22 protein-coding genes and 1 riboswitch are annotated in these 23924 nt (G+C 30.9%); of the genes, 2 read left to right on the top strand and 20 right to left on the bottom strand.

What is annotated here, in order from left to right; genetic code table 11:
* Positions 1-10: 10 nt before the first annotated feature.
* The 5 genes from fliD to hcp form a co-directional block, all read right to left on the bottom strand.
* Positions 11-1894 (bottom strand): flagellar filament capping protein FliD, encoded by a 1884-nt coding sequence (gene fliD, locus BQ9840_RS09925; protein WP_077369637.1) that lies wholly within the window; start codon positions 1892-1894, stop codon positions 11-13.
* 12 nt (positions 1895-1906) lie between these two features.
* Positions 1907-2272, bottom strand: a complete 366-nt coding sequence (locus BQ9840_RS09920) for a flagellar protein FlaG (RefSeq protein ID WP_077369636.1) — start codon at positions 2270-2272, stop codon at positions 1907-1909.
* A gap of 51 nt (positions 2273-2323) precedes the next feature.
* Positions 2324-3001: a TVP38/TMEM64 family protein gene (locus BQ9840_RS09915; RefSeq protein ID WP_077369635.1), complete on the bottom strand. Its 678-nt coding sequence runs from the start codon at positions 2999-3001 to the stop codon at positions 2324-2326.
* Positions 3002-3142: 141 nt separating this feature from the next.
* Entirely contained in the window at positions 3143-4837 is a 1695-nt protein-coding gene (locus BQ9840_RS09910; RefSeq protein WP_077369634.1) for a M3 family oligoendopeptidase, read from the bottom strand.
* A 183-nt stretch (positions 4838-5020) separates the two neighbouring features.
* A complete protein-coding gene (hcp, locus tag BQ9840_RS09905; RefSeq protein ID WP_077369633.1) occupies positions 5021-6670 on the bottom strand; it encodes a hydroxylamine reductase in 1650 nt (549 codons plus the stop codon).
* Positions 6671-6951: 281 nt separating this feature from the next.
* A riboswitch (cyclic di-AMP (ydaO/yuaA leader) is annotated at positions 6952-7082 on the top strand.
* Positions 7083-7090: 8 nt separating this feature from the next.
* On the opposite strand from hcp, the gene BQ9840_RS09900 reads away from it, so the two are divergent.
* Positions 7091-7798 carry a cell wall hydrolase gene (locus BQ9840_RS09900; protein ID WP_077369632.1) on the top strand — a complete coding sequence of 236 codons (708 nt, stop codon included), beginning with the start codon at positions 7091-7093 and terminating at the stop codon, positions 7796-7798.
* 116 nt (positions 7799-7914) lie between these two features.
* Here BQ9840_RS09900 and BQ9840_RS09895 read toward each other — a convergent pair whose 3' ends face one another.
* Genes BQ9840_RS09895 through BQ9840_RS09885 form a run of 3 tightly spaced genes read right to left on the bottom strand, consistent with a single transcriptional unit; the run spans position 7915 to position 10854 of the window.
* A complete protein-coding gene (locus BQ9840_RS09895; RefSeq protein WP_077369631.1) occupies positions 7915-8919 on the bottom strand; it encodes an ATP-binding cassette domain-containing protein in 1005 nt (334 codons plus the stop codon).
* Entirely contained in the window at positions 8912-9613 is a 702-nt protein-coding gene (locus BQ9840_RS09890; RefSeq protein ID WP_077369630.1) for a GTP-binding protein, read from the bottom strand. The genes BQ9840_RS09895 and BQ9840_RS09890 overlap by 8 nt, the downstream gene beginning before the upstream one ends.
* An 11-nt stretch (positions 9614-9624) precedes the next feature.
* A complete protein-coding gene (locus BQ9840_RS09885) occupies positions 9625-10854 on the bottom strand; it encodes an ABC transporter substrate-binding protein (RefSeq protein ID WP_077369629.1) in 1230 nt (409 codons plus the stop codon).
* Positions 10855-11031: 177 nt separating this feature from the next.
* Between BQ9840_RS09885 and BQ9840_RS09880 the strand changes: the two genes are divergently transcribed.
* On the top strand, positions 11032-12546 hold the full coding sequence (locus BQ9840_RS09880) for an oligosaccharide flippase family protein (RefSeq protein WP_077369628.1): 1515 nt from the start codon (positions 11032-11034) through the stop codon (positions 12544-12546).
* A gap of 16 nt (positions 12547-12562) precedes the next feature.
* On the opposite strand, the gene BQ9840_RS09875 is transcribed toward BQ9840_RS09880, so the two are convergent.
* From BQ9840_RS09875 to BQ9840_RS09820, 12 genes are all read right to left on the bottom strand, one after another.
* Positions 12563-13315, bottom strand: coding sequence for a hypothetical protein (locus BQ9840_RS09875; protein WP_077369627.1), 753 nt, complete (start codon positions 13313-13315; stop codon positions 12563-12565).
* A complete protein-coding gene (locus BQ9840_RS09870; protein ID WP_159436140.1) occupies positions 13315-14196 on the bottom strand; it encodes an ATP-binding cassette domain-containing protein in 882 nt (293 codons plus the stop codon). Before BQ9840_RS09870 ends, BQ9840_RS09875 begins: the two co-directional genes overlap by 1 nt.
* A gap of 1 nt (position 14197) precedes the next feature.
* A complete protein-coding gene (locus tag BQ9840_RS09865) occupies positions 14198-14566 on the bottom strand; it encodes a GntR family transcriptional regulator (protein WP_077369625.1) in 369 nt (122 codons plus the stop codon).
* A gap of 188 nt (positions 14567-14754) precedes the next feature.
* Entirely contained in the window at positions 14755-15066 is a 312-nt protein-coding gene (locus tag BQ9840_RS09860) for a YbjQ family protein (RefSeq protein ID WP_042678896.1), read from the bottom strand.
* Positions 15047-15268 (bottom strand): hypothetical protein, encoded by a 222-nt coding sequence (locus BQ9840_RS09855; protein WP_077369624.1) that lies wholly within the window; start codon positions 15266-15268, stop codon positions 15047-15049. Before BQ9840_RS09855 ends, BQ9840_RS09860 begins: the two co-directional genes overlap by 20 nt.
* A 31-nt stretch (positions 15269-15299) precedes the next feature.
* Positions 15300-16343, bottom strand: a complete 1044-nt coding sequence (locus BQ9840_RS09850; protein WP_077369623.1) for a DUF1284 domain-containing protein — start codon at positions 16341-16343, stop codon at positions 15300-15302.
* A 133-nt stretch (positions 16344-16476) separates the two neighbouring features.
* Positions 16477-17643, bottom strand: coding sequence for an iron ABC transporter substrate-binding protein (locus BQ9840_RS09845; protein ID WP_077369622.1), 1167 nt, complete (start codon positions 17641-17643; stop codon positions 16477-16479).
* Between the two features lie 14 nt (positions 17644-17657).
* Positions 17658-18539, bottom strand: coding sequence for a class I SAM-dependent methyltransferase (locus BQ9840_RS09840; RefSeq protein ID WP_077369621.1), 882 nt, complete (start codon positions 18537-18539; stop codon positions 17658-17660).
* 35 nt (positions 18540-18574) lie between these two features.
* Entirely contained in the window at positions 18575-19330 is a 756-nt protein-coding gene (locus tag BQ9840_RS09835) for an ABC transporter ATP-binding protein (protein ID WP_200804919.1), read from the bottom strand.
* Complete coding sequence (locus BQ9840_RS09830) at positions 19327-20409, bottom strand: FecCD family ABC transporter permease (protein ID WP_077369620.1); 1083 nt, start codon at positions 20407-20409, stop codon at positions 19327-19329. The genes BQ9840_RS09835 and BQ9840_RS09830 overlap by 4 nt, the downstream gene beginning before the upstream one ends.
* A 261-nt stretch (positions 20410-20670) precedes the next feature.
* Positions 20671-22290, bottom strand: a complete 1620-nt coding sequence (locus BQ9840_RS09825; protein WP_077369619.1) for an ABC transporter ATP-binding protein — start codon at positions 22288-22290, stop codon at positions 20671-20673.
* On the bottom strand, positions 22290-23579 hold the full coding sequence (locus BQ9840_RS09820) for a radical SAM/SPASM domain-containing protein (protein ID WP_077369618.1): 1290 nt from the start codon (positions 23577-23579) through the stop codon (positions 22290-22292). The genes BQ9840_RS09825 and BQ9840_RS09820 overlap by 1 nt, the downstream gene beginning before the upstream one ends.
* Positions 23580-23924 lie beyond the last annotated feature (345 nt).

Here is a 23924-nt window from a genome sequence, read left to right as displayed (position 1 = left end):
CTTTCAAATACTAATTAGAAGATTGTTGCATTAACCACATACTCTGCTGATTCATACGAGATATTGCTTTTTCCATTGCTGCAAATTGGCTATAGTAGTGGTTTTCTTTTCTTACAAGATAAGCTCCCAAATCATCTAACTTTCTATCTATTGATAATACATCTTTATCTATAAGACTAATGCTTGAATTCTTAGTAACAAATTCTATAAGCATATTTGATTTAATACTTCTATATAGATTCGCTTCATTTCCTGCTCCAGACTTTTCAATTATATCTTGCATTCCTAATATTAAATTATCTTGAAGTCTATTGATAAGTCCACTTTGCTTTCTTTTAGCTTCAAGTTGTGTAGATGTTAATTCCTTTTCTGATTTAAGTGAATTTACATCTTCAAGGCCTTTATCCTTGTTACCATATTCTGGTTCCTTGAATAATAATTCTAATACTCCATCTGTATCTTTTCTTATAGCATCCTTTAATTTAGATTCATTTATTTCAAGTTTACCACCTGCTGATCCTCTTGAAAATTTCTCTGTATCTATACCTATTTGGAATAGCAGCTTAAAGCTACCACTTACTTCTTTTACTTCATCATATAACCCTCTTCTTGCATTTTGCATGGTTCTAGATATTATATTATCACTTCTTAAAAGACCACTTTTAGCCTTTTCTTCCCAAAGTTCAATATCTTTTTTGTCCATTTCCTTTTTTTGTTCTGCAGTAAGAGGTTGATAACTTCTATATCTTTCATCTGTTAAAAGTTTATTGGTCTTGTCCACAAGTTCATTATATTCATCTACAAATTTTTTAATTTTATCATATACAGCATCCACATCTGTTCCTACGGTTACAGTAAATGTATCATCAGATTGACTTTTTAGGTTAAAGTCGATACCGTTTATGCTGAATTGGTTTGAGGACTGTTCTATGCCTGTTGCACCATCGAAGTTTATTAGGGCATTTTGGCCATGGTATTCTGTTCCGATTGTTAGAGCACCGTTAGAGTCGGTAATTGGATTTCCACTTTCATCATAGCCAGTTACCTTAAGATCAAGTGCAGCAATTAATTTCTTACTATTTTCAATAACTGCTAGTTTAGCTTTTTCTTCTTCTGTTGGATTAGCACCCACACTAGCTTCAGGAATACTTATACTTAACTTAGCATCTTTTCCTGTTGCTTCTGTTTGTAAAAAGAATCTTCCTATATTGTTGTCATATGATGCTTTAACCCCTAAAGATACTTCTTTTCCATCAACTGTTTGTGTTTTAGAATTTATTGCTTTGACAACATCGTTCATAGTGATTCCATTATCATTAGAAACTTCAATTTTAAAACTTACTATATTTCCATCTTTATACTTTGTACCATCATTAATAGTAAATGTTAAGTTTGCTACATCCTCTAGTTTCTTTTCATTATTAACACGTTGCAATTTTCCATCTTCATTAACTACAATTGTACCTATACTTGCATCTGCAGGATTGAAATTTTCTTTCCTTATATCACTCCCACTTGCAGCCTTAACTCCCTCTGCCAATTGGGTAACCTTCACACTATGGCTTCCATTCACAGCTTTAGCTGTGCTGCTTACTGTTGCTATGGTTTCATTAGAAGAAGTTGCTTTCTTTACCCAAGTTAAATTACTGTATGAATTTGTTTGAAAAGCTCCAGTAGCTGTGGTTGTTGTAAGTCCAAATTCTTTCCTAGTGTTTAAAATAAAGTTGGCAAAGTCTTTGTTTAGACCATTGTACATCTCTTGTCTCCACAACAATACCTGCTTTTCTTGTCCTACTCTATCATATTTAATTCTCTCAGCCTTCATCAAACCTTGTATCATTTCTTCTGTGTCTATCCCAGATGCAAGACCTGTTATTCTCATATTATTATACATTTCTTCACCACCTTAAATTTTTTCATCAACTATAATCCCTGACATTTCCCAAATAGATGCTACTAAGTCTAGTATCTTTTCAGGAGGTATTTCTCTAACTACTTCATCGGTATTAGCATCTATTACTTTCACCATTATCTGTTTAGTCTTTTCATGAATAGAAAATTCAAATTTCCTATCATATGCGACAAACTTTTTATTAGCCGATTCAATTGCATCTATTATCTCATCTTCTCTGTATTTTCTATCCTCAACTACCTTAGCTTGTCTTTTATTCATATTTCCTATATTTCTATCTTGATTAGCAGTGTTTTTTTCACCGATCATAGGTGTATATCTTTGAGTTGAATTGATAGTTGAAACATTATCAATTTGCATAACTACTCCTCCTCTACTAACTTCTCTGTAATATATATCGACTAAAAGACTCTATTCTTTAGTTCGATATTTACTTTTCTTTTGCCATAGTAAAACTATTATTACATACATAGCTTTTAAACCTGCTGCGCCTATTGCAGCTATAGGATTTTCTTTAAAACCAACTGCCTTTGTAAAGAAAAGATTGGTTATGAATTGGCCTGGAATAAGGCCTAGTATAGTTCCTACTAGATAATCTCTATACCTAATAGAAGTTACTCCAGATACGAAATTTGCTATGCTAAAAGGTATAAATGGCATACTTCTTATGAAAAACACATAACCCATACCAAATTTATCAATTTTCTCCGTCACTTCTTCTAAACTTACCTTTCTTTTCTTTCTGTTGTATATTTTTTCAACAAATTTCATAGCATCCTCTTGAAATACTCTAGCTATAAAAAATGAAACTGTAGCTCCTATTACTCCTGCAATTGCTATATAACTAAAACCCCTTAGCCCAAAGAAATATGCTCCCAATGCATTTAGCCATGAAATTGGTACAAAGAAAATTATTAATATAGTTGTAGCTACTGTGAAGAATACAGAAAAATTAGTATCCTCACTTCCTGTTGAAAAAAACTCCGTCAAACTTTCCTTATCATATATATTCATACTTGTAATTAGATAAATTAAGGCCATTATAAAAGCTATTATTAAACTAATTTTTAATACTCTCTTCCTAGTCATAAACACCCCTCTAATCTATTCGTTATAACTATACTTTAACTCAATTTTTAAATTTTGCAACCACGTCCATAGTTTACTACATAATATGTATTTTAATGCAAATAAAATGAGTCAAGAGATTGCTCTTGACTCACTGCTTAATTAGAATTTTGTATCGTCAACTCCGTCTAACCATTCTTTAATTGGTCCTACAACTTCTTTTATACATCCATCTTCAAAAGGAACTTTAAGTCCTGCGTATTGAACTAATTGTGAAAATGGCATACTTCCTCCAGCTTTGCAAAGTTTTACATAGTCTGCCCAAGCTTTTTCTCTATCTTCTCTGAACTTAATCCAGAATTGGAATGCACATACTTGTGCTAGAGTATAGTCAATATAGTAGAAAGGTACTTGGAAAATGTGCCCTTGTCTAAACCAATATCCACCTCTATTTAATAGATCATTGTCTTCATAATCCCTGAAAGGCATATATTTCTTTTCTATTTCTCTCCATTTTGCTTTTCTCTCTTCAGGAGTAGCTGAAGGATTTTCATATACAAAATGTTGGAATTCGTCTACAGTAACTCCATAAGGAATGAAGTTTACTGCTCCACTTAAATGACTGAATTTATACTTTTCTTCATCTTCTAAGAAGAATAATTTCATCCAAGGCCAAGTTATAAATTCCATACTCATTGAGTGTATTTCGCAAGCCTCTAATGTTGGTGACATATATTCAAGCACTTCAATATCTCTGCTTAGATAAGCTTGGAATGCATGTCCAGCTTCATGAGTAAGTACATCCACATCTCCACTAGTTCCGTTAAAGTTTGAGAATATAAATGGAGACTTATAATCTGGGAAGTAAGTACAATATCCTCCACTCATTTTACCCTTCTTGCTAACTAAATCCATTAGTTCTCTTTCTACCATAAATGAGAAGAATTCATGAGTTTCAGGAGAAAGTTCTCCATACATTTTCTTTCCATTTCCTAATATCCAATCTGGATCTCCTTTTGGTATAGCATTACCTGTTGTAAATTCTAATGGTTCATCATAGTATTTAAGTTCATCAAGACCAAGTCTTATTCTCTGTCTATCTTTAAGTTCTGCTACTACTGGCACCAAGTCTTCATATACTTGTTTTCTATAATTAGCTACCATATTTGCATCATAGTCTGTTCTGGACATTCTAGCATATCCTAGTTCAACAAAGTTCTTAAATCCAAGTTTTTTAGCTATACCATCTCTTACCTTAACTAAGTTGTCATATATTTCATCAAATTTATCTTCATTTTCATTAAAGAAACTAATATATGCTTCATATGCTCTCTTTCTAGTGTCTCTATCCTTTGATTGCATAAAAGGTTGCATTTGAGATAGATTTCTCTCTTCACCTTCAAACATTATCTTTGCAGAAGCAACTAATTTGTCATATTCGCTAACAAGTTTGTTTTCTTTAACTAAATCTTCAATCACTTCTGGTGAAAAAGTCTTTAGTTCTATTTCTGCTAAATTAAATAAATGTTTTCCCCATTTTTCTTCAAGTTCACTTCTGAATTTTGAATTAACCAATGCTTCATAGTATTTAACTACTACTTCAGTAAATAGAGGCATATTTTCATCTAAAAATTCTTGTTCAGCTTCATAAAACTTATCTTCTGTATCAATTGAATGTCTTACATAAGCTAAATTTCCTAGAGTGTCCACTTCTTCTCTAATCTTGTTTACTTCTTTTATAACTTCATTTTGTTCTTCTACATTTGAAGCATTTTCAAATCTTTCAATCAAGCTTACAAACTTACTTCTTATACTTTCTACATCTGGTCTAACATACTTATAATCACTAAATTTCATTTTGTCATCCTCCTTTCGCTACTAATCCTATAATATCAAACTTTTCAGTAAAATGATAGAAATTTTTCTACCACGGAACTAACTTACTAACCATCATGACTTGAATAAATATTTGCCCCCGGCACTAACTTACTAACTTTTGGCATTAAGAAAGGCCCTACTTTATAAGTAGAGCCCTTTTCTTTATGCCATAAACATTGCTAAATCATCTTCTACATTTGTTATTCCACCAATTCCGAAGTTTTCAACCAATACATTGACAACATTTGGTGAAAGGAATGCTGGTAGTGTTGGTCCTAGGTGGATATTTTTAACTCCTAGATATAATAATGCTAACAATACTATTACAGCTTTTTGTTCATACCATGCTATATTGTATGCAATTGGCAATTCATTTACATCTTCTAATTCAAATATTTCTTTTAGTTTTAGTGCTATTAGTGCTAATGAATATGAATCATTACATTGTCCTGCGTCTAATACTCTAGGTATTCCATTTATATCTCCTAAATCTAGCTTATTGTATTTATATTTTGCACATCCTGCAGTAAGTATTACTGTATCCTTTGGAAGTGCTTTTGCAAATTCTGTATAGTATTCTCTTGACTTCATTCTACCATCACATCCAGCCATTACAAAGAACTTCTTTATTGCTCCAGTCTTAACAGCCTCAACCACTTGGTCAGCCAATGCAAATACTTGTTCATGTGCAAATCCACCCACAATTTTACCTGTTTCAATTTCAGTAGGTGCTGGTAATCTCTTAGCATGTTCTATGATCTCTGAGAAATCCTTAGCTTCTCCATTTACTCTATCTGGAATATGTTTAAATCCTGGATATCCTGAAGATCCAGTAGTATATACTCTGTCAGAATAGGATTCCTTTGGTGGAACTATACAGTTAGTTGTAAATAGTATTGGCCCATTAAACTTTTCAAATTCTTCTTTTTGTTTCCACCATGCATTACCATAGTTTCCTGCAAAATGTTCATACTTCTTAAATGCTGGATAATAATGTGCTGGAAGCATCTCTCCATGAGTGTAAACATCTACACCGGTACCTTTAGTTTGCTCTAATAATTCTTCCATATCTTTTAAATCGTGCCCTGATATAAGTATTGCTGAATTGTTTCTTACTCCTATATTTACTTCCGTAATTTCTGGATTACCATAAGCTGTAGTATTAGCCTTATCAAGTAAAGCCATAACATTTACACCATATTTACCTGTTTCTAATGTAAGTGCTATAAGTTCATCAACTGAAAGATTGTCGTCTAATGTAGCTGCTAATGCCTTTCTTATAAATTTATAAATATCTTCATCTTCAAAACCTAAATTAGCTGCATGTTCTGCATAAGCAGCCATTCCCTTAACTCCATAGGTAATTAACTCCCTAAGAGAACGAACATCTTCATTTTCCGTTGCCAATACTCCTACTTGAACACTATCTGCCTTCGCTTCAAAAGCTTCAACTGTTTCTCCAGTCCAAGTTACTGAATCATGTAATTTTTCTAATTTAACTCCCTTAACTTCCAATTTAGCTTTTAGTTCATCTCTAATTTTTAGTGCTTCTTTGATCTTTTTAATAAATCTATCTTCATCAAAATTTGCATTTGTTATTGTCATGAATAGTCCATCTACTAGCATCTTGTCTACTTCTGGTATACACATATTTATTTCATCAGCTTTTAATCCTAAAATAGATATTCCCTTTAGTGTGTAAATTAATAAGTCTTGCAAATTTGCTACATCAGAAGTCTTACCACATACCCCTTGAATAGTACAACCCTTACCTTTTGCTGTCTCTTGACATTGATAACAAAACATACTCATTTTCTAACCTCCTCAATATTTTCTTTGTAAAACTATATTAATATATATACCCATATGATTCGGTAACAAACGTTACAGATAGACAAATTTTTACCCTTTTCCCCTAGCTGGCTTAATATTGTTGCCCAAAACAAAGTAAATATTCTTCACTATGTTATGACGACTGACAGAGATAAATGTTTGCCCCCGGCACTAACTTACTAACTTTTGGCATATAAACGGTAATTTATTCTCCTCGGTTGACATTGCAATCATTGATTTCTATAATGTTAAATATGCAAAAACTACACTTGCTGAATCCTGGATTTTCTAGGTACGGAGGAACCAAGAAGGGGTTAATCCATGTATTATGGTAGGGAACCTTCATCCCGAACCCGTCAGCTAACTTCGGAAGCAAAATAAGGAAGGAGTGTACTACTTATGAAGAAAAGTTTAAAGAGAGTTGTTCCCATATTCCTCTCACTATTAATCTTGCTAAACGTAACAAGTGTACATGCTGCTTCAAGCTACACAAACTTAAAGGTTGGTAGCAGAGGTGAAAAAGTATCTCTACTTCAGAAAACTCTAAACAGCAAAGGGTTTTCAGCTGGAAAAGTTGATGGTATATTCGGCAAAAACACTAGAAAAGCTGTAATTGCATTTCAAAAAGCTAGTAAGATTAAAGTTGATGGAATTGCCGGTAAACAAACTCAGTCAAAATTATACGCAAAATCTACTAGCACAACATCTTCCCGTGGGACAAGCCTAAGTAGAAATACCAATGAAACAGATTTGTATTGGCTTTCTAGAATAATACATGCGGAATCACAAGGTGAGCCTTATAATGGAAAGGTTGCTGTAGGAAGTGTAATACTAAACAGAGTAGCATCAAGTAGTTTCCCAAATACTGTGAAGGGCGTAATATTTGAATACTATCAAAACATTCCCCAATTTAGTCCTGTAGCAGAGGGAACTATATACAATACTCCATCAGAAGAAAGTATAAAAGCAGCAAAAGAAGCATTAAGTGGTAAAAAGCCAGTAGGAAATGCTACTTATTTTTTCAATCCTAAAAAAGCAGAAGGTAAATGGATTGTAAACAATAAAACATATGTAACAAAAATTGGTGAACATGTATTTTATAAATAGTAAGATTAAAAAGATGCACTAGGACAGTTCCTAGCGCATCTTTTTTTATATTTTCCCCCTGTTAGCTTAATTTTTTTGCCTAGCCAATTTAAATATTCGCCCCCTGTACTAACTTACTAACTTATTAAATGTCCGTTTCTAAGGCTGTTTCTCATTTCTTGAATAACAGCATCCATTTTTTCAAGTTGAGAAAGTACTTCTTTTTCCTCACTGCTAGTATCAATTATTTTATTTATTCCACCATTTTTTATTACAATTCTCTTATCCGCCATTAGTGCTAATAGTGGATCATGAGTAGCCATTAAAACAATTTTGTCACTACTTACTAACAGTTTTAATGCCTTCTTTCTATCTATTCCTGCATTTTCAATTTCATCTATTAACACTATTGGAGATGAACTCAAAATTGCCGTATCTGCTATCATTAAAGCCCTTGACTGACCACCACTTAAGCTGGTAATTGGAGTGCTTAGGTCAAACTTTTCTCCTGCTAGATTATTTGCTGCCTCTATGATGTTTTTCACAACTTCCTCTACACTTTCCACCATTCTACTCTTTGCATGGAGCTCTAAAAATTCAGCTACAGTCAAGTCCATTACAAAATTCATATTTTGTGAAAGTTGTGCTACAAGTCTATTATTAGAAGAAAATCTCCATTTCTTATCAGGCACTTCATTGTTAATTAAAATAGATCTTCCAGTAGGAGTATCATTTTGTGCTGCCCATTCAATATCTGCAAGTAACCTACTCTTACCTGAACCCGTTGGCCCTACGATTGAGACTATCTCTCCTCTATTTATATTTAACTCTTCAAATCCTTCCCTATTTCCACTTTTGTCCTTACCTGCTAATATGGTTAAACTCTCTACCCCTTTGTCTTCCTCTATTCCAAGAAACTCTACCATTTGATTGATATATTCTATTAGCCCTTCCAACAATACAACAGTATCAATTGCCCATTCCTCTATTTCTTCATCTGTGAAATGAGCTAAATATTCTTTGAAACTATGATTTTCATATCCTTCAACATTTAATTTATTATTGCTAAAGTAGTTTATTACAAAAGGATATTTTTCTATAAGTTCTCTTATTGTAATTGTATCTATTAGTCTATTATTCATCGTCATCACCTAATTTCATCTTTCTCACATTACCCATTTGATAGTCTTCACCAATTCTTGTTTCCCCTAGACAATATGAACACAATGCTGATGGCATAGGGAATTTTAATTCTCTCCCTTGAACTGTCTCTATATTTGCATTTTCATCATAAAGGAGAGTGCTAAGTTCATAAGCACCTTGTCCTGTTAGACCATTTACATGCATAGTTATTGCTTTTGGATTTACAGAATTAACTCTAGAAGAAAATACTTCTCTTTCTGCTTGAGATACAATGTCTCCTTTTGTAATTACTACAATATCTGCTGATTTAAGCATTGGCCCAATTTTCTTAGGAGTATTTATTCCACTTAAATTGTCTATTACACAAACTGACTCTATTCCCTTAATATAAGGAGAACATCTATTGCAAAGTCCTGCACTTTCTGTAATCAACAGATCAAGCTTTACGCTTTTTCCCCACTGAACCACTTCTTCTATATTGCTTACAAAGAAATGGTCTGGGCAAAGGGAACCAGATAGTCCCTTTTTTACAGGAACATTGGCCTTTTCGTACAATATATCATCATCTGTATAGAGGCAATCAAATTTAACTACCCCTACAGAAATATTTCTACTCTTTAACGCTTCGATGGTCTTTAATATTATCGAGGTCTTCCCTGAAGATGGAGGACCTGAAAATGTAACCAAGTTCATTCTATCCCTCCTCATATTGACTTATGAAATATATCCTCACATTTTGCTATCAATTGGCCAATATTATTTTCCACTATATAATCCCATCCTAACCACATATACTTATGCTCTGCTGAAATCATATTGTCTACCATTGGATTAGTGCTTGGGAATCTTCCATTGTGTGCTAATATCTCTCCAACCTCTTTTGATGCAAAAAAATCTACAAAAGGCTTAACTAAATCTTTCTTTGACTTCTTAGCCAATAAAAATATTGGACTAATAATAGCTCCATCACTTGGCCATACTGGAACCATCGGGCCACCTCTTTTGATCATCTTAGTGAAAAAGTATGGCAAAATCGTAACCACAGGTTTATTATCCTTTTTTATATGTGATTTAACCATTTCAGATGGGTGCATACTTCTAAGAAGTGATTTCCCTAGTCTTCTTAAGCCATCTTCACCAAACTTTTTATATATGTTTAGTAAAATTGAATTAAATAAGTCAAAATCCCCAATAGGCAAACTAACTGCATTTTCAAATTCTAGACTCAATATATCTTCCCAACTACTTGGCATCTTCCTTCCGCCTAATTCTTCAGTATTAACAAGAAAAACTGCTGGAACAACTCCAATAATGGAGTATTGTCTATCTGGGTCTTTTAAGTCAATATACTCATTGTCAAAATCAGAATTAAACTTATCAAATCCAGTCATATCCTCAAATACACCTTGTGATTTAAATTTTCCCATAAGTTTAGTGTCAAAGAATAAATCGAATCCTGCAGATATAAATATATCTGATAGAACATCTTCTGAATCAGCCTCTTCTAATGTATTCTTTATCCAAACTACTCCACTTGATGCAGCTTTTAGTTCATAGTCAACAGATATATTTAGCTTATTCCACTTTTCCTCCATCCAAGTATTAAAAGCATCCATTAGTGGTATTCTTACAGGACATGGAATAACTCCGTCAATTCTCACATCTGCGTTAGTATTCTTATTTGTTGAAATCAAGCTATCATCTACAACAGTTTTATTTTCCTCGATTATTTCAATCATTCTATCAACAAAAGTATCAATATTTATCTTTTTCATAGACAATGCCATTTCCAAGGTAATAGACTTTCCAAAGATTTCTCTCATTTTTTCGTCTCTCATATTTTCAAATCCATTTGTGATAAATAAATCCAATGTCTCTGGATATCTATTTGTAATATCATAAATGGAATCATTATAGTCAAAGTATTTTCCCATTTTAACGCCTCCTTCTAAAGCTAATATTAGTTTAACCTTTTTTTTATGTAAATTCGGTAACGAATGTTACGACCAAATTAAATATTTGCCCCCGGCACTAACTTACTAACTTTTGAAATATAATTCATTAATTCTATGCATATAGATAAATATATTTTGTAACTCTGAGGTGGTTTTTTGAATAAAAATAAGTTTATCTATAGCTCTTTTTTTATAGTTTTAGTAAATTTCATAATAATGATTATGGATTTTAATTATAATATAAAATTAGCTAAATTTATTGGTGCGGAAGGCATGGGATTGTTTCAAATGGCTATGTCAATATTGATGATTGCCTTGGTGATTTCCATAGGAGGAATTCCTACAGCAGTATCTAAACTAGTAGCAATGGAAAATTCCAGAAACAATAGCTATAGAATTAATAAAATTTTTAATATGGCTCTTTTTATAGTCTGTGCTATTTCAGGAATATTGACTATATTTTTAATTATTTTTGGCAAGACTATTGCTCTAATAATATTTAAAGATGAAAATATGTTTATACATATATATCTTCTAATACCAGCCATTGTGTTAATTTCTATTGGTTCTGTTTTAAGGGGCTATTATTATGGATTAAATATAATAAAGGTTCCAAGCATTTCACAAATTTTAGAATACCTGCCTAAATTACTTCTTGTATTAAGCATGATTTATTATGTACAGACTATAGAACCCTATTATGGTGCCATGATTCCCATCATTGGCATTAGTTTAGGAGAGTGCATTAATTTACTTTATCTTATTTTTAATAAAAGAAAAATGAAAAGTAAATTTACCTTTAATACATATCAAAAAATCAGTAAAACCCACATATTAGCTAAAATTTCTACCATTGCAATACCCATTGGGTTCTCTAATTTATTAGCTATGTCGTCAAGATTTGCTACCACTACTTTAGTACCGAAGAAATTAATTGAAATAGGATTTTCAAATTCAGATGCTATGGAGGTTATTGGTAGGATTATGGGAATGGCTATGCCTTTAATTTCATTGCCCTTTATGATTACTTCCGCTATGGGGCTTATTATGGTTCCCAATTTATCAGGGGAAATGTCCTCTAAAAATTATCGCACAGTTAAAGAACAAATTTTGACTTCAATCAAAATAACTTTTTTATTTTCTATTCCTTTAACTAGCTTGTATGTGTTTTTCCCCAATTCTTTGGCAAGATTTTTATATGATGATTTGGAATTAGGTAAGTTTATTTATATTATGAGTTACAATACAGTATTTTTGTCTTTGCAAAATATTCTTTGTGATATACTCAACGGTCTAAATAAACAAGTATATTCATCTATAAATAGATTAATAGGAACAATCATTCAAATTTCAGCATGTTTATTGGTAAGTAACCCAAGGTTTGGAATAAACAGCTTTTTTATTGGATTTTATTTGTCCAGTATAATTATTTGCATATTAAACTTTTTTGTATTAAAAAATATGCTGAAATTAAAAGTAGATTATATGGATATAATCCTAAAACCTTTAGTTTCAGCAACCTTTATGATATTTTTTATGAGGATTTTTTTGGAGATTGGTTTTAATATTAGCTATAAAATTATTTTTACATTGAGTTTATTATTAGGATGTGGGGTGTATTTGTTTGTTTTATATGTTTTGTCCAAATTAAATATTAGCCACCGGCACTAACTTACTAGACATCTTTTCAACTTTTTTCCCCTGCCCCAACTTTTACATCGGTTCTCATAATAATAAAATAGCCTAGAGAATAAAGTATCAAACCTATTATAAGTAAGTATATTAAATTAATAGGTGTAATTCTAGTAGTAAATATCTTTCCTAAACTATCTAAGATGTTTTTTACTATTTTAAAATGATTAGATTGGATAACAATAAATAAAAGCAAAACTCCACCCCAAAATTTAACTGCCCCTAATCTATATAAAAGTACTCCAAAGAAATTAGATATAGATATTGTAATTAAAAATTGAATAAATAGAGAAAATATAATGTATATGATATTATCATCTACAATGTTAAAAAATGCAAAATCAACTAATGCCTCTCTTCCAATTGCGGCTATAATAAATCTATCAACTTTGAGTAATAAACCACTTATAATTGCCATGGTTAAGCAGGTAGTAATATTACTTACAATAACCGATTTATAAAAAGATTTTCGTGTAACACTAAATCCAATTGCTATAGGAAAATATTTATAGTACATACATATTCCTACTACCAATAGATATATAAATGCTACTGATACATTAAGACCAGCAACTGACATTGTACTACTATTGCCTATTGAAAAATAAAACGCCTTAGAATTCGTACCAATATAATAATTCAAAATATAGCTAAATATATTTATTGCTATCATAATAAGCCAAAATACTTCCAAAGATTTTCTATCTCCATAATTTTGAAATTTTATCATTCTTTTAGTTGAATCCATTATATGTTTTCCTCCTTTAAAACATTTTGTTCTGTTAAATAGACAAACAGCTTTTGCAGTGGTATTTGGCTTATTTCTATTCCCTTATTTTTTAAATCTTGTATCTCATCTTCACTTAAATTATCAAAAATCCCTAATATTACTGTTGTTCCAAACTCTTCTCTGCTAATAATTTTTTTGGTATTTATAATTTCTAAAAGATTTTCTTCTTTTCCACTTAGAAAATAAGCACTTTCCATTAGAAAATCTGTTTCCTCTTTAAGCATTACTTTTCCTTCTGACAATATTATAATCTCTTCAAACAAATTATTTACCTCATCAATTAAATGGGTAGATATGATTATAGTTCTAGGATTCTTTTCATAGTCTTCAAGAAGTAAATTATAGAATTTGTATCTGAATGCTGCGTCCAGACCAAGAGAAGGTTCATCAAATATTGTAATTCTTGACCTTGAGGCTAAACCTATTATTAAACCTACTATTGTTTGATATCCCCTAGAAAGTTTTTCATATTTCTTATTAGTATTTAAATTAAATTCCTTAACCAAGTAATTCTTATATTCATCATCCCAATCCTTGTATATAAATTTAGCCATTTTAAATAATTCTTTTATCTTATTTTCCTCAAAAGCTATCCCCCTATCTTTTACAAAACAGATTTGTTCCATAGCCTTAGCGTTCTCAAATACATCCTCATTGTCTAATAATACTTCTCCACTATGTCTTAGTATTTGACTAGATATTATGTTTAATAGTGTAGTTTTCCCAACTCCATTTCTACCTAGTAATCCATAGATTTTATTATCTTCAATGGTAATATTCACATCTTTTAGCACTTGGGTTTTACCATAGGCTTTATTTAGATTTTTGATTTCAAGCAAATTATTCCCCTCCCTCATAATCTATTAAATATTTGATTAATTCATCTATTGATATCTCAAGTCTTTGAGTTTCTAAAATAATCTCTGGAAGAATCTCTTTGAAAAAAACATTTTGCCTTTTCTTTAAGATCTTTGCTTTTGCTCCCTTTGCTACAAACATCCCAAGTCCTCTTTTCTTGTAAAGTACTTCCTCATCAACTAAAAGATTGAGCCCTTTTCTTGCTGTAGCTGGATTTATTTGATAAACTTTAGCAAATTCATTTGTTGACGGTGCTTGATCCTCTTCCTTTAAATTTCCCAAAAGTATCTCATTTTCTATCGATTCTGCAATTTGTATATAAATAGATTTGTCTGAATTTAAATCAAGCAATTTACCACCCCCATATTTGATATATAGTTATATAGTTAGTTACTTATGTAATTAAGTATATGCCTGTTTGACTTTTTTGTCAATAATAAATATTGTCCTCTAGCACTAAGTTTGTGCCAGAGGACAATATTTAAGTTGACAATATAATGATAATTACCAAAAAACCCACCATAGTGGGTTTTGATTAATTATTTAAATTTTACTGCTGTTCCATAGGCTATAACTTCTGCTGCTCCTTGCATTATTGCAGAGGATGCATAGCGAATGTTTATTATTGCATCTGCTCCTAGTTCCTCAGCTTCTTCAACCATTCTCTTTGTAGCAAGTGCTCTTGCATCATTCATCATTTCATTATATGCCTTAAGCTCTCCTCCTACAATAGTCTTAAACCCTTGGGTTATGTCTCTTCCAATATTTTTACTTTGAATTGTACTACCCTTAACAAGTCCAAGCATTTCTAGTTCTTTGTCATTATAATAATCAGTATTTACTAAGATCATCTTCTTCACCACTCCTTATCTCTTTTATTCTTTCAACTAAAACAAATATGCTGACTCCCATTAGCCCTAATGGAATTATTAGCATAATTATTTTTACCCATAACTGACTAGGAATATTAATAATCCCTAAAATATACAAGAAAAAATATAATAACAATAAGCAAGTAATTATTATAGGTGCTATCATTTTTTTGATTTTCATAGAATTCCTCTCCTTATTATATGGCAATAAGTTAATGGCAAAGTTCATACCATTCACAGTCTCCACAGATATCTCTGAAGGCTTCGTCAGTCAATTTTTCTTTTAGCCTATTGAATAATTGACTATAACTATACTCTCCTGGAGTAATTTCTAAATACTTAAGTACCTTTCTATCCATTGTGACTACCTTTTCATCTGATTCACACTTTCTTCCGTCTATATTATGAGGGCAATGGCTACAAACATGATCATTTCCTTCAACTAATCTAATAATTTGATCTTTGTTTTCTCTTAAACTTCCAACAACAATATCCATATTTTTTACAAATTCTTCACTATATCCCTTACCTATATAAGATTGTATGCACATTAGATGATGAGGTCTTAAACATATCTTATTAGAACTTATAAAGTTATCAAATATCAATTTGTTTTGAATTGTTTTTTTCTCATCTTCTAAATCATAGATATAGTATTTTTCAAAATCAGGGTCCTTTTCTCTATACTCGTTGATATTAGCCCTTGTATCTTCTGGACCATATTCTGGATGAAATTGAGTGCCCCAAATTGGCAAGTTTTTATATTGAAATGCATGAACTGCACAATTTTTATTTCTAGCTATTATCTTAAAATCTTCATTTAAATCAAATACTTCTTCATAATGAGCTACACTAAATACAGGATCTACTATTCCATTAAATATCTCATTGTCATCAATATCAATACTTGCAAAACCTATTTCTCCCTTTTCAGCTTTTCTTACATGATCTACTCCAGCTAATACTCTAACAAGAAATTGATGTCCATAGCATATTCCAAGTATTGGCTTTTTATTGTTTACAAAATGTTTTATTATCTTTTCAAGGTCAGAATTCCAAGGATTATCTTCTGCAGGTGAAGCTCCAGAGCCAGATATTATTAGATGAGAATATACATTCAAGTTGGCTATTTTACCTGCTTCTCTTACTCTGATGATTTCATAGTTAATAGGTAAGTTTCCAAGATGTTTTTTCATAGCTTTATTAAAATCATTGACACTCTTTTCTTCTAATAAGCAGTTTAATATTAGTATCATGTTCAGTCCCCCTTTTCTATATATTATATCAACTCATCCATAAAAAAAGAATAGGTGACAGAATAACCATTCTGTCACCTTATATTACCAAATATACACCACCAACTAATAACTTAACATCTCCCACCAATATTTACTTTTCTACTTCTATATTTTCTAAATCTTCTAGTGTTATCTTTTGGAATCCACCATCTTCTTCTACCATTTCTGAGTAAACTCCTTTTCCAACAAGGAACTCATAAATTTCGTCTGCTTTTTCCGCAGGATCAACATCCTTAAATTGTTCTGGATATAAAACTTTTCCTATATAATAAGCATCAGCCATAGCTGTATCAACATTAACCCAACACCAAACATAAGGTAATTGAGAATATACTTCACCATTTTTAAAAGCATCTAATGATTTATAGTATTCTGGGTTTTTCATATAGTCTTCTTGGACAAGAGAAAAACTTGCTAAATCAATAAATATTCTATCTGGATTCCATTCAAGTAACTTTTCCTTATCTATCATAATAGCACCATCTTGACCTATCCCTTGAACTACATTCTTAGCATTTACTGCATCAAACAAAGGATAATTTTCTCTAGTACTTTCAATTCCATGAGAACCACTCCATGCTAAGCCACCTGCATAAGCAGTTAATTTTTGGTCATCTGGTATATCTTTTGTTCTATCATTTAAATCTTTTTTACACTCTTCCATGTATTCAACTACTTCGTTTGCTCTTTCTTCCTCACCTATAATTTCTCCAATAAGCTTTAAAGAATCATATACATCTTCATCAAATATAACTCCTGTCCCATAACTTAAAGCAACTACAGGAATCCCAAGCTTTTCTTGCATCTTATCAAGATTAGCCTTATCATCATCAATAGCAAAAATTACATCTGGATTAAGTTCTAATATCTTTTCAAAATCATCACCATTACTGCCACTACCTTGACCAAAACTAGGGATCTCAACTATTCCTGGATTTGCCAATGCATATGGTCTTCTTCTAGAATCCTTTTTTTCTCTTTCTGGTACCCCAACTAATTTATCTATGCTTCCAACATAGCAATATAATCTCAATGCTCCAGAATTATTTGCAATAACCTTTTCTGCTACTCCATTTTCTATTGTTACTTCCCTACCAAGCATATCTGTTACGGTAATACTTTCACTAGCTTCTTTAGCTTCACCAGCCTCTGTTTTAACTTCACCGTCAGCATCATTAGCTGGTTTTGAACCGCATCCAGTTAATAATGTCATAGCCATACACATAATCATTAACAGTGATATAATTCTCTTTTTCATATAATTTTCCTCCCTTATATATTTTTAACTTGCCAAGTAATTATGCCTATCTTTGATTTTAAAGACTCTCTAAATACTCCATCAACTATATTTTCCTCTATGTATTTAGTGATTTTATCTTTTACTTTTATATTTTCATCAACATAAGCAGAGTATTTTTTACACAGTCTATCTACTGCCTCATCATAACTTTCCTCAATTGTATAACCAAAATCTACATAATCAATTTTAGGGAAATATCCCATTGAGTATAATATAGAAAATGAATATATTATATCGAACGCTCTTCTCTGTAGTTTTTTACTATCTTTTTCATCCAATATTATACTACTTAAATCACTAGCTACTTTGTCTTCAACAGGACCTGCCCAACTCACAAGACAACAGGCTCCCTTTGAAGCCTCATTCATTTTATTTAGAGCATCAAAGTCTTTTATTGAAGGATTAAGCGCTGACAATACTAAATCAAATTTTTTATAAAGTCCCTTTTCCTTTAAATTTAATTCATTCCAATTTTCATTTAAAGGTGCTATATTTTTAGCCCCAGCTTTATTAGCTTTTTCATTAAGAACTTCTATCATCTTTTTAGAAATATCTATTGTAACTACATCCTTTACACACTTTGAAATTGGTATTGTATATATCCCAGTTCCACTTGCTATTTCAAGAACAGATGATTCTTTGTTAATATAATTTTCATTGTGTAATATATCTAATACCTTCTCTACCCTTCTATAATCTTGAGCACATGAATCATCATATTTAGCAGATTTATCATCCCAGAAATTTGCTATTTTTTGTGCATTTGTTGTTCTAGCACTATTGCATGAGCTAAGATATATAGATTTTTCTACAGCCTTTTGCCATTGTGATTTAAAAAATTCTACATCCATCATTCTAATTCACCTTCTTTCTATTTTAAGTTCATATTTTACAAAGGTATTACAACTGGATTGTTATTATATGTTTCAATGTTTACAGGCACTGAATAAACCTTTTCTATATTTTCAGGAGTCATTATCTCCATTCCCCCAGCAGTAAAAACCTTACCATCCTTTAGAAACATAAACTTATCTGCAAATCTAAGTGCTAAATTTAAATCATGTATTGTCACTATAGCAGCTATTTGTTTTTCCCTAACTATTTCTTTTATTATATTTATTACTTCTAGTTGATTTTTTAAGTCAAGGCTACTTGTAGGTTCATCAAGCATAAGTACCTCTGGCTCCTGAGCAAGTGCCCTTCCTATCAATACCTTTTGAAGTTCTCCACCACTTAACTCATCTGTATATCTCAAGGAATAATCCTCAAGACCTAGGGTTTTAATAACATTATTTACTATATCTAAATCATTTTTTGTAACGTCCCATTTTATATATGGTTTTCTTCCCAGTAGTATTGTGTCAAAAACAGTACTTCTAGAACTTCTACCATTTTGAGAAACATAGACTATTTTTTTCGCCAATTCTATCCTATTCAATTCCTTAATATCACTATCCTCAATAAGAACAGTACCCATTTGCGGCTTTAAAATTCTGTTTAGACATTTTAATAAGGTGGATTTTCCAGTTCCATTTGTTCCGAGTATAGCTAAACATTCTCCTTTTTCCAAAGAAAAAGATACACCGTTTAAAACTGAATGACTAGAGTATTTAAATTCCAATCCATTAACAGACAAAATCGTCAATTTTCATACCCCCTTATTAATAAATATAAGAACAATGGTGCCCCTAGAAAAGATGTAATAACACCTACAGGTAATACCACTGGTGCAATAATTGTTCTTGCTACAGTATCAGATAATAAAAGAATTAATGAACCCATAAGTGCTGAAGCTGGGATCAAGAAACGATGATCCCCTCCTATAAACCTTCTCATTATTTGAGGCCCTATAAGTCCAATAAATCCGATAATGCCTAGGAATGAAACTGCAACTGCAGTAATTAAAGATGATATTAACATCCCTTCAAAACGTACTCTTTCTACATTAACACCAAGACTTTTTGCAGATTCTTCACCACTGTCAAAAGCATTATAATCCCATCTTCTAAACATAAAATATATTATTGATGAACCAACAACACATGCCAAAATGATTACTTCTTTCCAAGAAACTCGACCAAGATCTCCAAAAGACCAAAAAACTGCTGCTGCTACTTTTGTATCCTGTGCAAAGTACTGAACTAAAATAGTTCCAGCGGAAAAAAGAGAACCAATTGCTATTCCTGCTAAAACTATAGCTTCTGGCCTAAATCCACGCAACTTTGCAAGCATTATTACAATAAAAACTGCTGCCATAGCACATACAAAAGCAGAAATAGTAACTAAATATGGATTGCTTATATTTACAGCATCCGCACTAGAACTATGAGTGCTACCAGCACCAAATACTATAATAGCCAAGTTTGCTCCAAATGCCGCTGCATTTGATATCCCCAAAGTTGATGGAGAAGCCAAAGGATTTCTTAAATTGTTTTGCATTACACAACCAGCTACTGACAAACCTGCTCCTGCAATTATCCCAGCTAAAACCCTAGGTAAACGTATACGCCAAATTACTATATCTGAAATATCGCTACCTTTTCCTAGTATTGCATCCAAAACCTGCTTTGGATTAAGCTTTGAAGAACCAGCATTAATTGCCAAAACAGCCAAAACAAGAACTGAAACAATTAAGCCTAAAATTATAAGCCTTTTTTTTCTTATAAATTTTTTATATTGGCCAGTATTATGTGTCTTATTTTTTGCATACACTTCCTGATTCATATCCAATTCACTCCTTAATTTCTTATGTATACAATTTGCATTTTTTTACTTTTTAGACAAAAAAACAACCCATGAATAGAGCTGTCTTTTAAACATCCCTTCATGGGTTATTATCCGTAGTCATTAAACGTTAAAGCCTTCATGGCTTAATTTCCATTGCAAATGTTATCATATTTTGTCGACAATGTCAACAGTTGATAAGGTTACTTTTGTCACCAAAGGTTAGTAAGTTAGTGCCGGGGGCTATATTTATTGATTCTTTTAATATGCTAAGTTTAATTGGGAAGTGGCATATTTATCAAATTCATCTCCATGAGATATTATTAATAGAGCCATATCATTTTCATTTGCAAACTCTATAATGTTTTGAACTAATCGATTAGATGTTTCAGCATCGAGAGCAGATGTTGGCTCATCCATTATCAATAATTTTGGCTTCCTCAATAAAATTCTCGCCAAAGAAATACGTTGTTTCTGACCTCCACTTATATTTTTACCACTTTCATCAATTTTGTAATTTAAACCATATTCATTTACAAAATCATCTAGACAAACTATAGAAATGACTTCGTTAATTTCATTGTCTGTATACTCATCACCTAATGTTAAGTTTTCATATAAGGTACCTTCTAATATTAATTGATCTTGTCCTTGGATTAAAGCATGTTCCCACCATGAACTTTTATTAATACTTTTAATATTATCACCATTTATTTTAATATTTCCTTTATCAAAAGGCAAAATTCCCATTATAAGATTTGCTAAAGTTGATTTTCCGCTACCACTTTCACCTTTTACAATTAATACATCACTAGGCTTGATTTCAATGTTTAAATCCTTTAATATCTCCTTCTCGTCATATGAAAAAGAAGGTATGTTGACATCTAATACTTCAAAACCTGAAATTTCTCTTTCTCCTTCCTTTTTTCTGTCATTATTTAATATTATATTTAGTCTGTCTGCTAGTTTCATTGCGACCTTTTTATCGCTAATGGATTCAGCTAAAATTCGAACTGGTTCTTGAAGTCTGCCTACCAATGCATAAAGTGCTATTACAGTACCTATTGTTAATTTCCCTTGAGCCGTCAACCAAACACCTAGACCAATAGCCACAAAAGGCACTATCCACGAAAGCATAGCATAAATAGAAATATATACAGCATAAAGTGCAGCTACCTTTCTATCAACTTTAAATTTTTTCTCATTGACTAATTGGCTAAATCTATTATAAAAATAACCTTCTTTTTTAAGCACCTTTATAACATTTACTGTTTTTAAACTTTCTAATATAAATTGATTTACCTCACCTTTAATTTCATAGGATTTTTCAGTAGCTTTTGATATGGAATTAGATACAATATTTGTCCCTAAAAAACAAACTACAATAAGTACTACCAAAATAGAAGTTACGATTAAACTATATCTAACCATTAGTCCTAATGTTATTATAAAAGATGTTGATTGTATCAGCATTATTAACACTCCAGAAGACATCCAATCTGCAACATTTTCAGCATCATTAGTCAGCAAAGAATTGAGAGCTCCGGTTTGTTGTTTTGAGAAAAAACTTATATCTTTATTTAATAATTTATCAAATAAGATTGTTTGTACTTTATTACTACCTAATATAGTTGTTTCTCTGAAAAAATACTGATTTATAAATGTTTCTATAAGGAATAGTAAAATTACTATCCCAAATCTCTTTAAAATAGGAGTAATATCGCTATTAGTTGATACTGAATCAATTAATTTTTGCATTAACAGTATTAAATAGGTGTTTAATAGAGCGTTTATCACAGATAAAAAATAAGAAGCAACTTGATGAGGGAAAATTCCTTCTATATTTCTTTTTAGACTTAAATAACTATTATTTTTTTTCATTATATCAATCCTTTCATAGCTAATTTTTTAATCGTATCTATATTCTTATTCGGTTCACAACTTTCAGAATTGAGACTTTTTATTTTTACGTATGGACAACTTCTATTCCCACAAAGTGGAAATAGTTTGCAGTTCTCACATTTCGAATCTAATTTATCATTATCCCATAAAGATAATTTTTCATTAAAAAGTAATAACCCATCTTCCATAATTTTACCGACTTTTGTTATATCATCTTTAAAATAAACACTACATTTAGAAAGATTCCCATAAGGATCAATAACATAGCTATTAGGTAATGCCATTTTACATGCCATACAACCAAAATCTAATCCATGTTGCATCATAGTTTTTATATTTAATTCTTTGCTTTTATCGTATATTGAAGTAATAATTTCATCAATATTTTCATCATTACTACATCCAATTACATTTTCACTAAACTTTTTAATAGGACTTAGTTGCAATATAAAATTATTGTCTAAGTTTTTCTTAATATAATATAGAAAGTCAAAATATTTTTTTGATATATCACTATTAATGTTGCTACGTAAATAAATGTTTGATTTCACCTTGCTTTTTAATATATCTTTTAAATTGTTTATAATTATACTCCAAGTTCCTTCACCATTTACTAATGGTCTATATAAATCATGGTCTTTTTGCATACCATCAACTGTTATTTGGTAATTTTTTATTCCTAATTTAGATAAAATTTCGTATTTAGGTAATGTTAAAAAATATCCATTTGTAACCATAGTACATGAAAGGTTTACATCTCTATGTTCTAAAATTAGTTCGTTTAATTTTTTTAAAAAATCTATTATAGGTGAATATTGAAGCATTGGCTCACCACCAAAAAAATTAATTTCTATATTCTTATATCTACCATTAACAATACCAGTTTCGATAGTATTATATATTGCATTATATAATTCTTTAGTAAAAGAAATATTATTATGTTCCTCATAACAATATTTACATTTAAAATTACAATTTTCTGTCACTATTAAAGTTAACCTTAAAAAATAATCTGATGAAAAATAATAATCAAAATTACTTTTCACTTGTTTAAACTCATTTTTAAAATCTTCAACGATAAAACCCATTTCTAATAATTCAGAATAGAAATTATCAGAATCATCGAAATCAAATTTCGTATTTATAATTTTTTCAAATTTCAACTTTTCAATGTCACCATATATTTTCACGACATAGCCAGTTTTAGTATTAATTAATAAATAATCATTTCCTTTTTTCGTTAATATACTATATTGACTTAATTCCATATAACCACCTCCTAGTAAACCATCTATGCTTGTTATAAAGATATAACAAGCATAGATACTACTCAATCAACATAAAAAAATGCTTTCAATGATGTATTATTTAGTACTCCATTCTTTTACCCTTTTATTTTACAGAAGAAGTTAACATCACATGGTTGATTATAACTTTTTTTCATTGTTAATTTTTCAAACATTTTGACTTTTTTACCTATTTGTAATATGATTTTAATGTAATGTACACTCAATTTTTAATTGTTATTTTTTTATTTTACAGAAGAAGTTAACATCACATGGTTGATTATAAGCCTTACCAGTTCTAACAATAGTCATACTTAAACCTCCTTT

It is taken from the genome of Anaerosalibacter sp. Marseille-P3206 (genome assembly GCF_900155565.1).
Classification (GTDB): domain Bacteria; phylum Bacillota; class Clostridia; order Tissierellales; family Sporanaerobacteraceae; genus FUHM01.
This window is presented reverse-complemented; position numbering and strand designations above follow the sequence as displayed.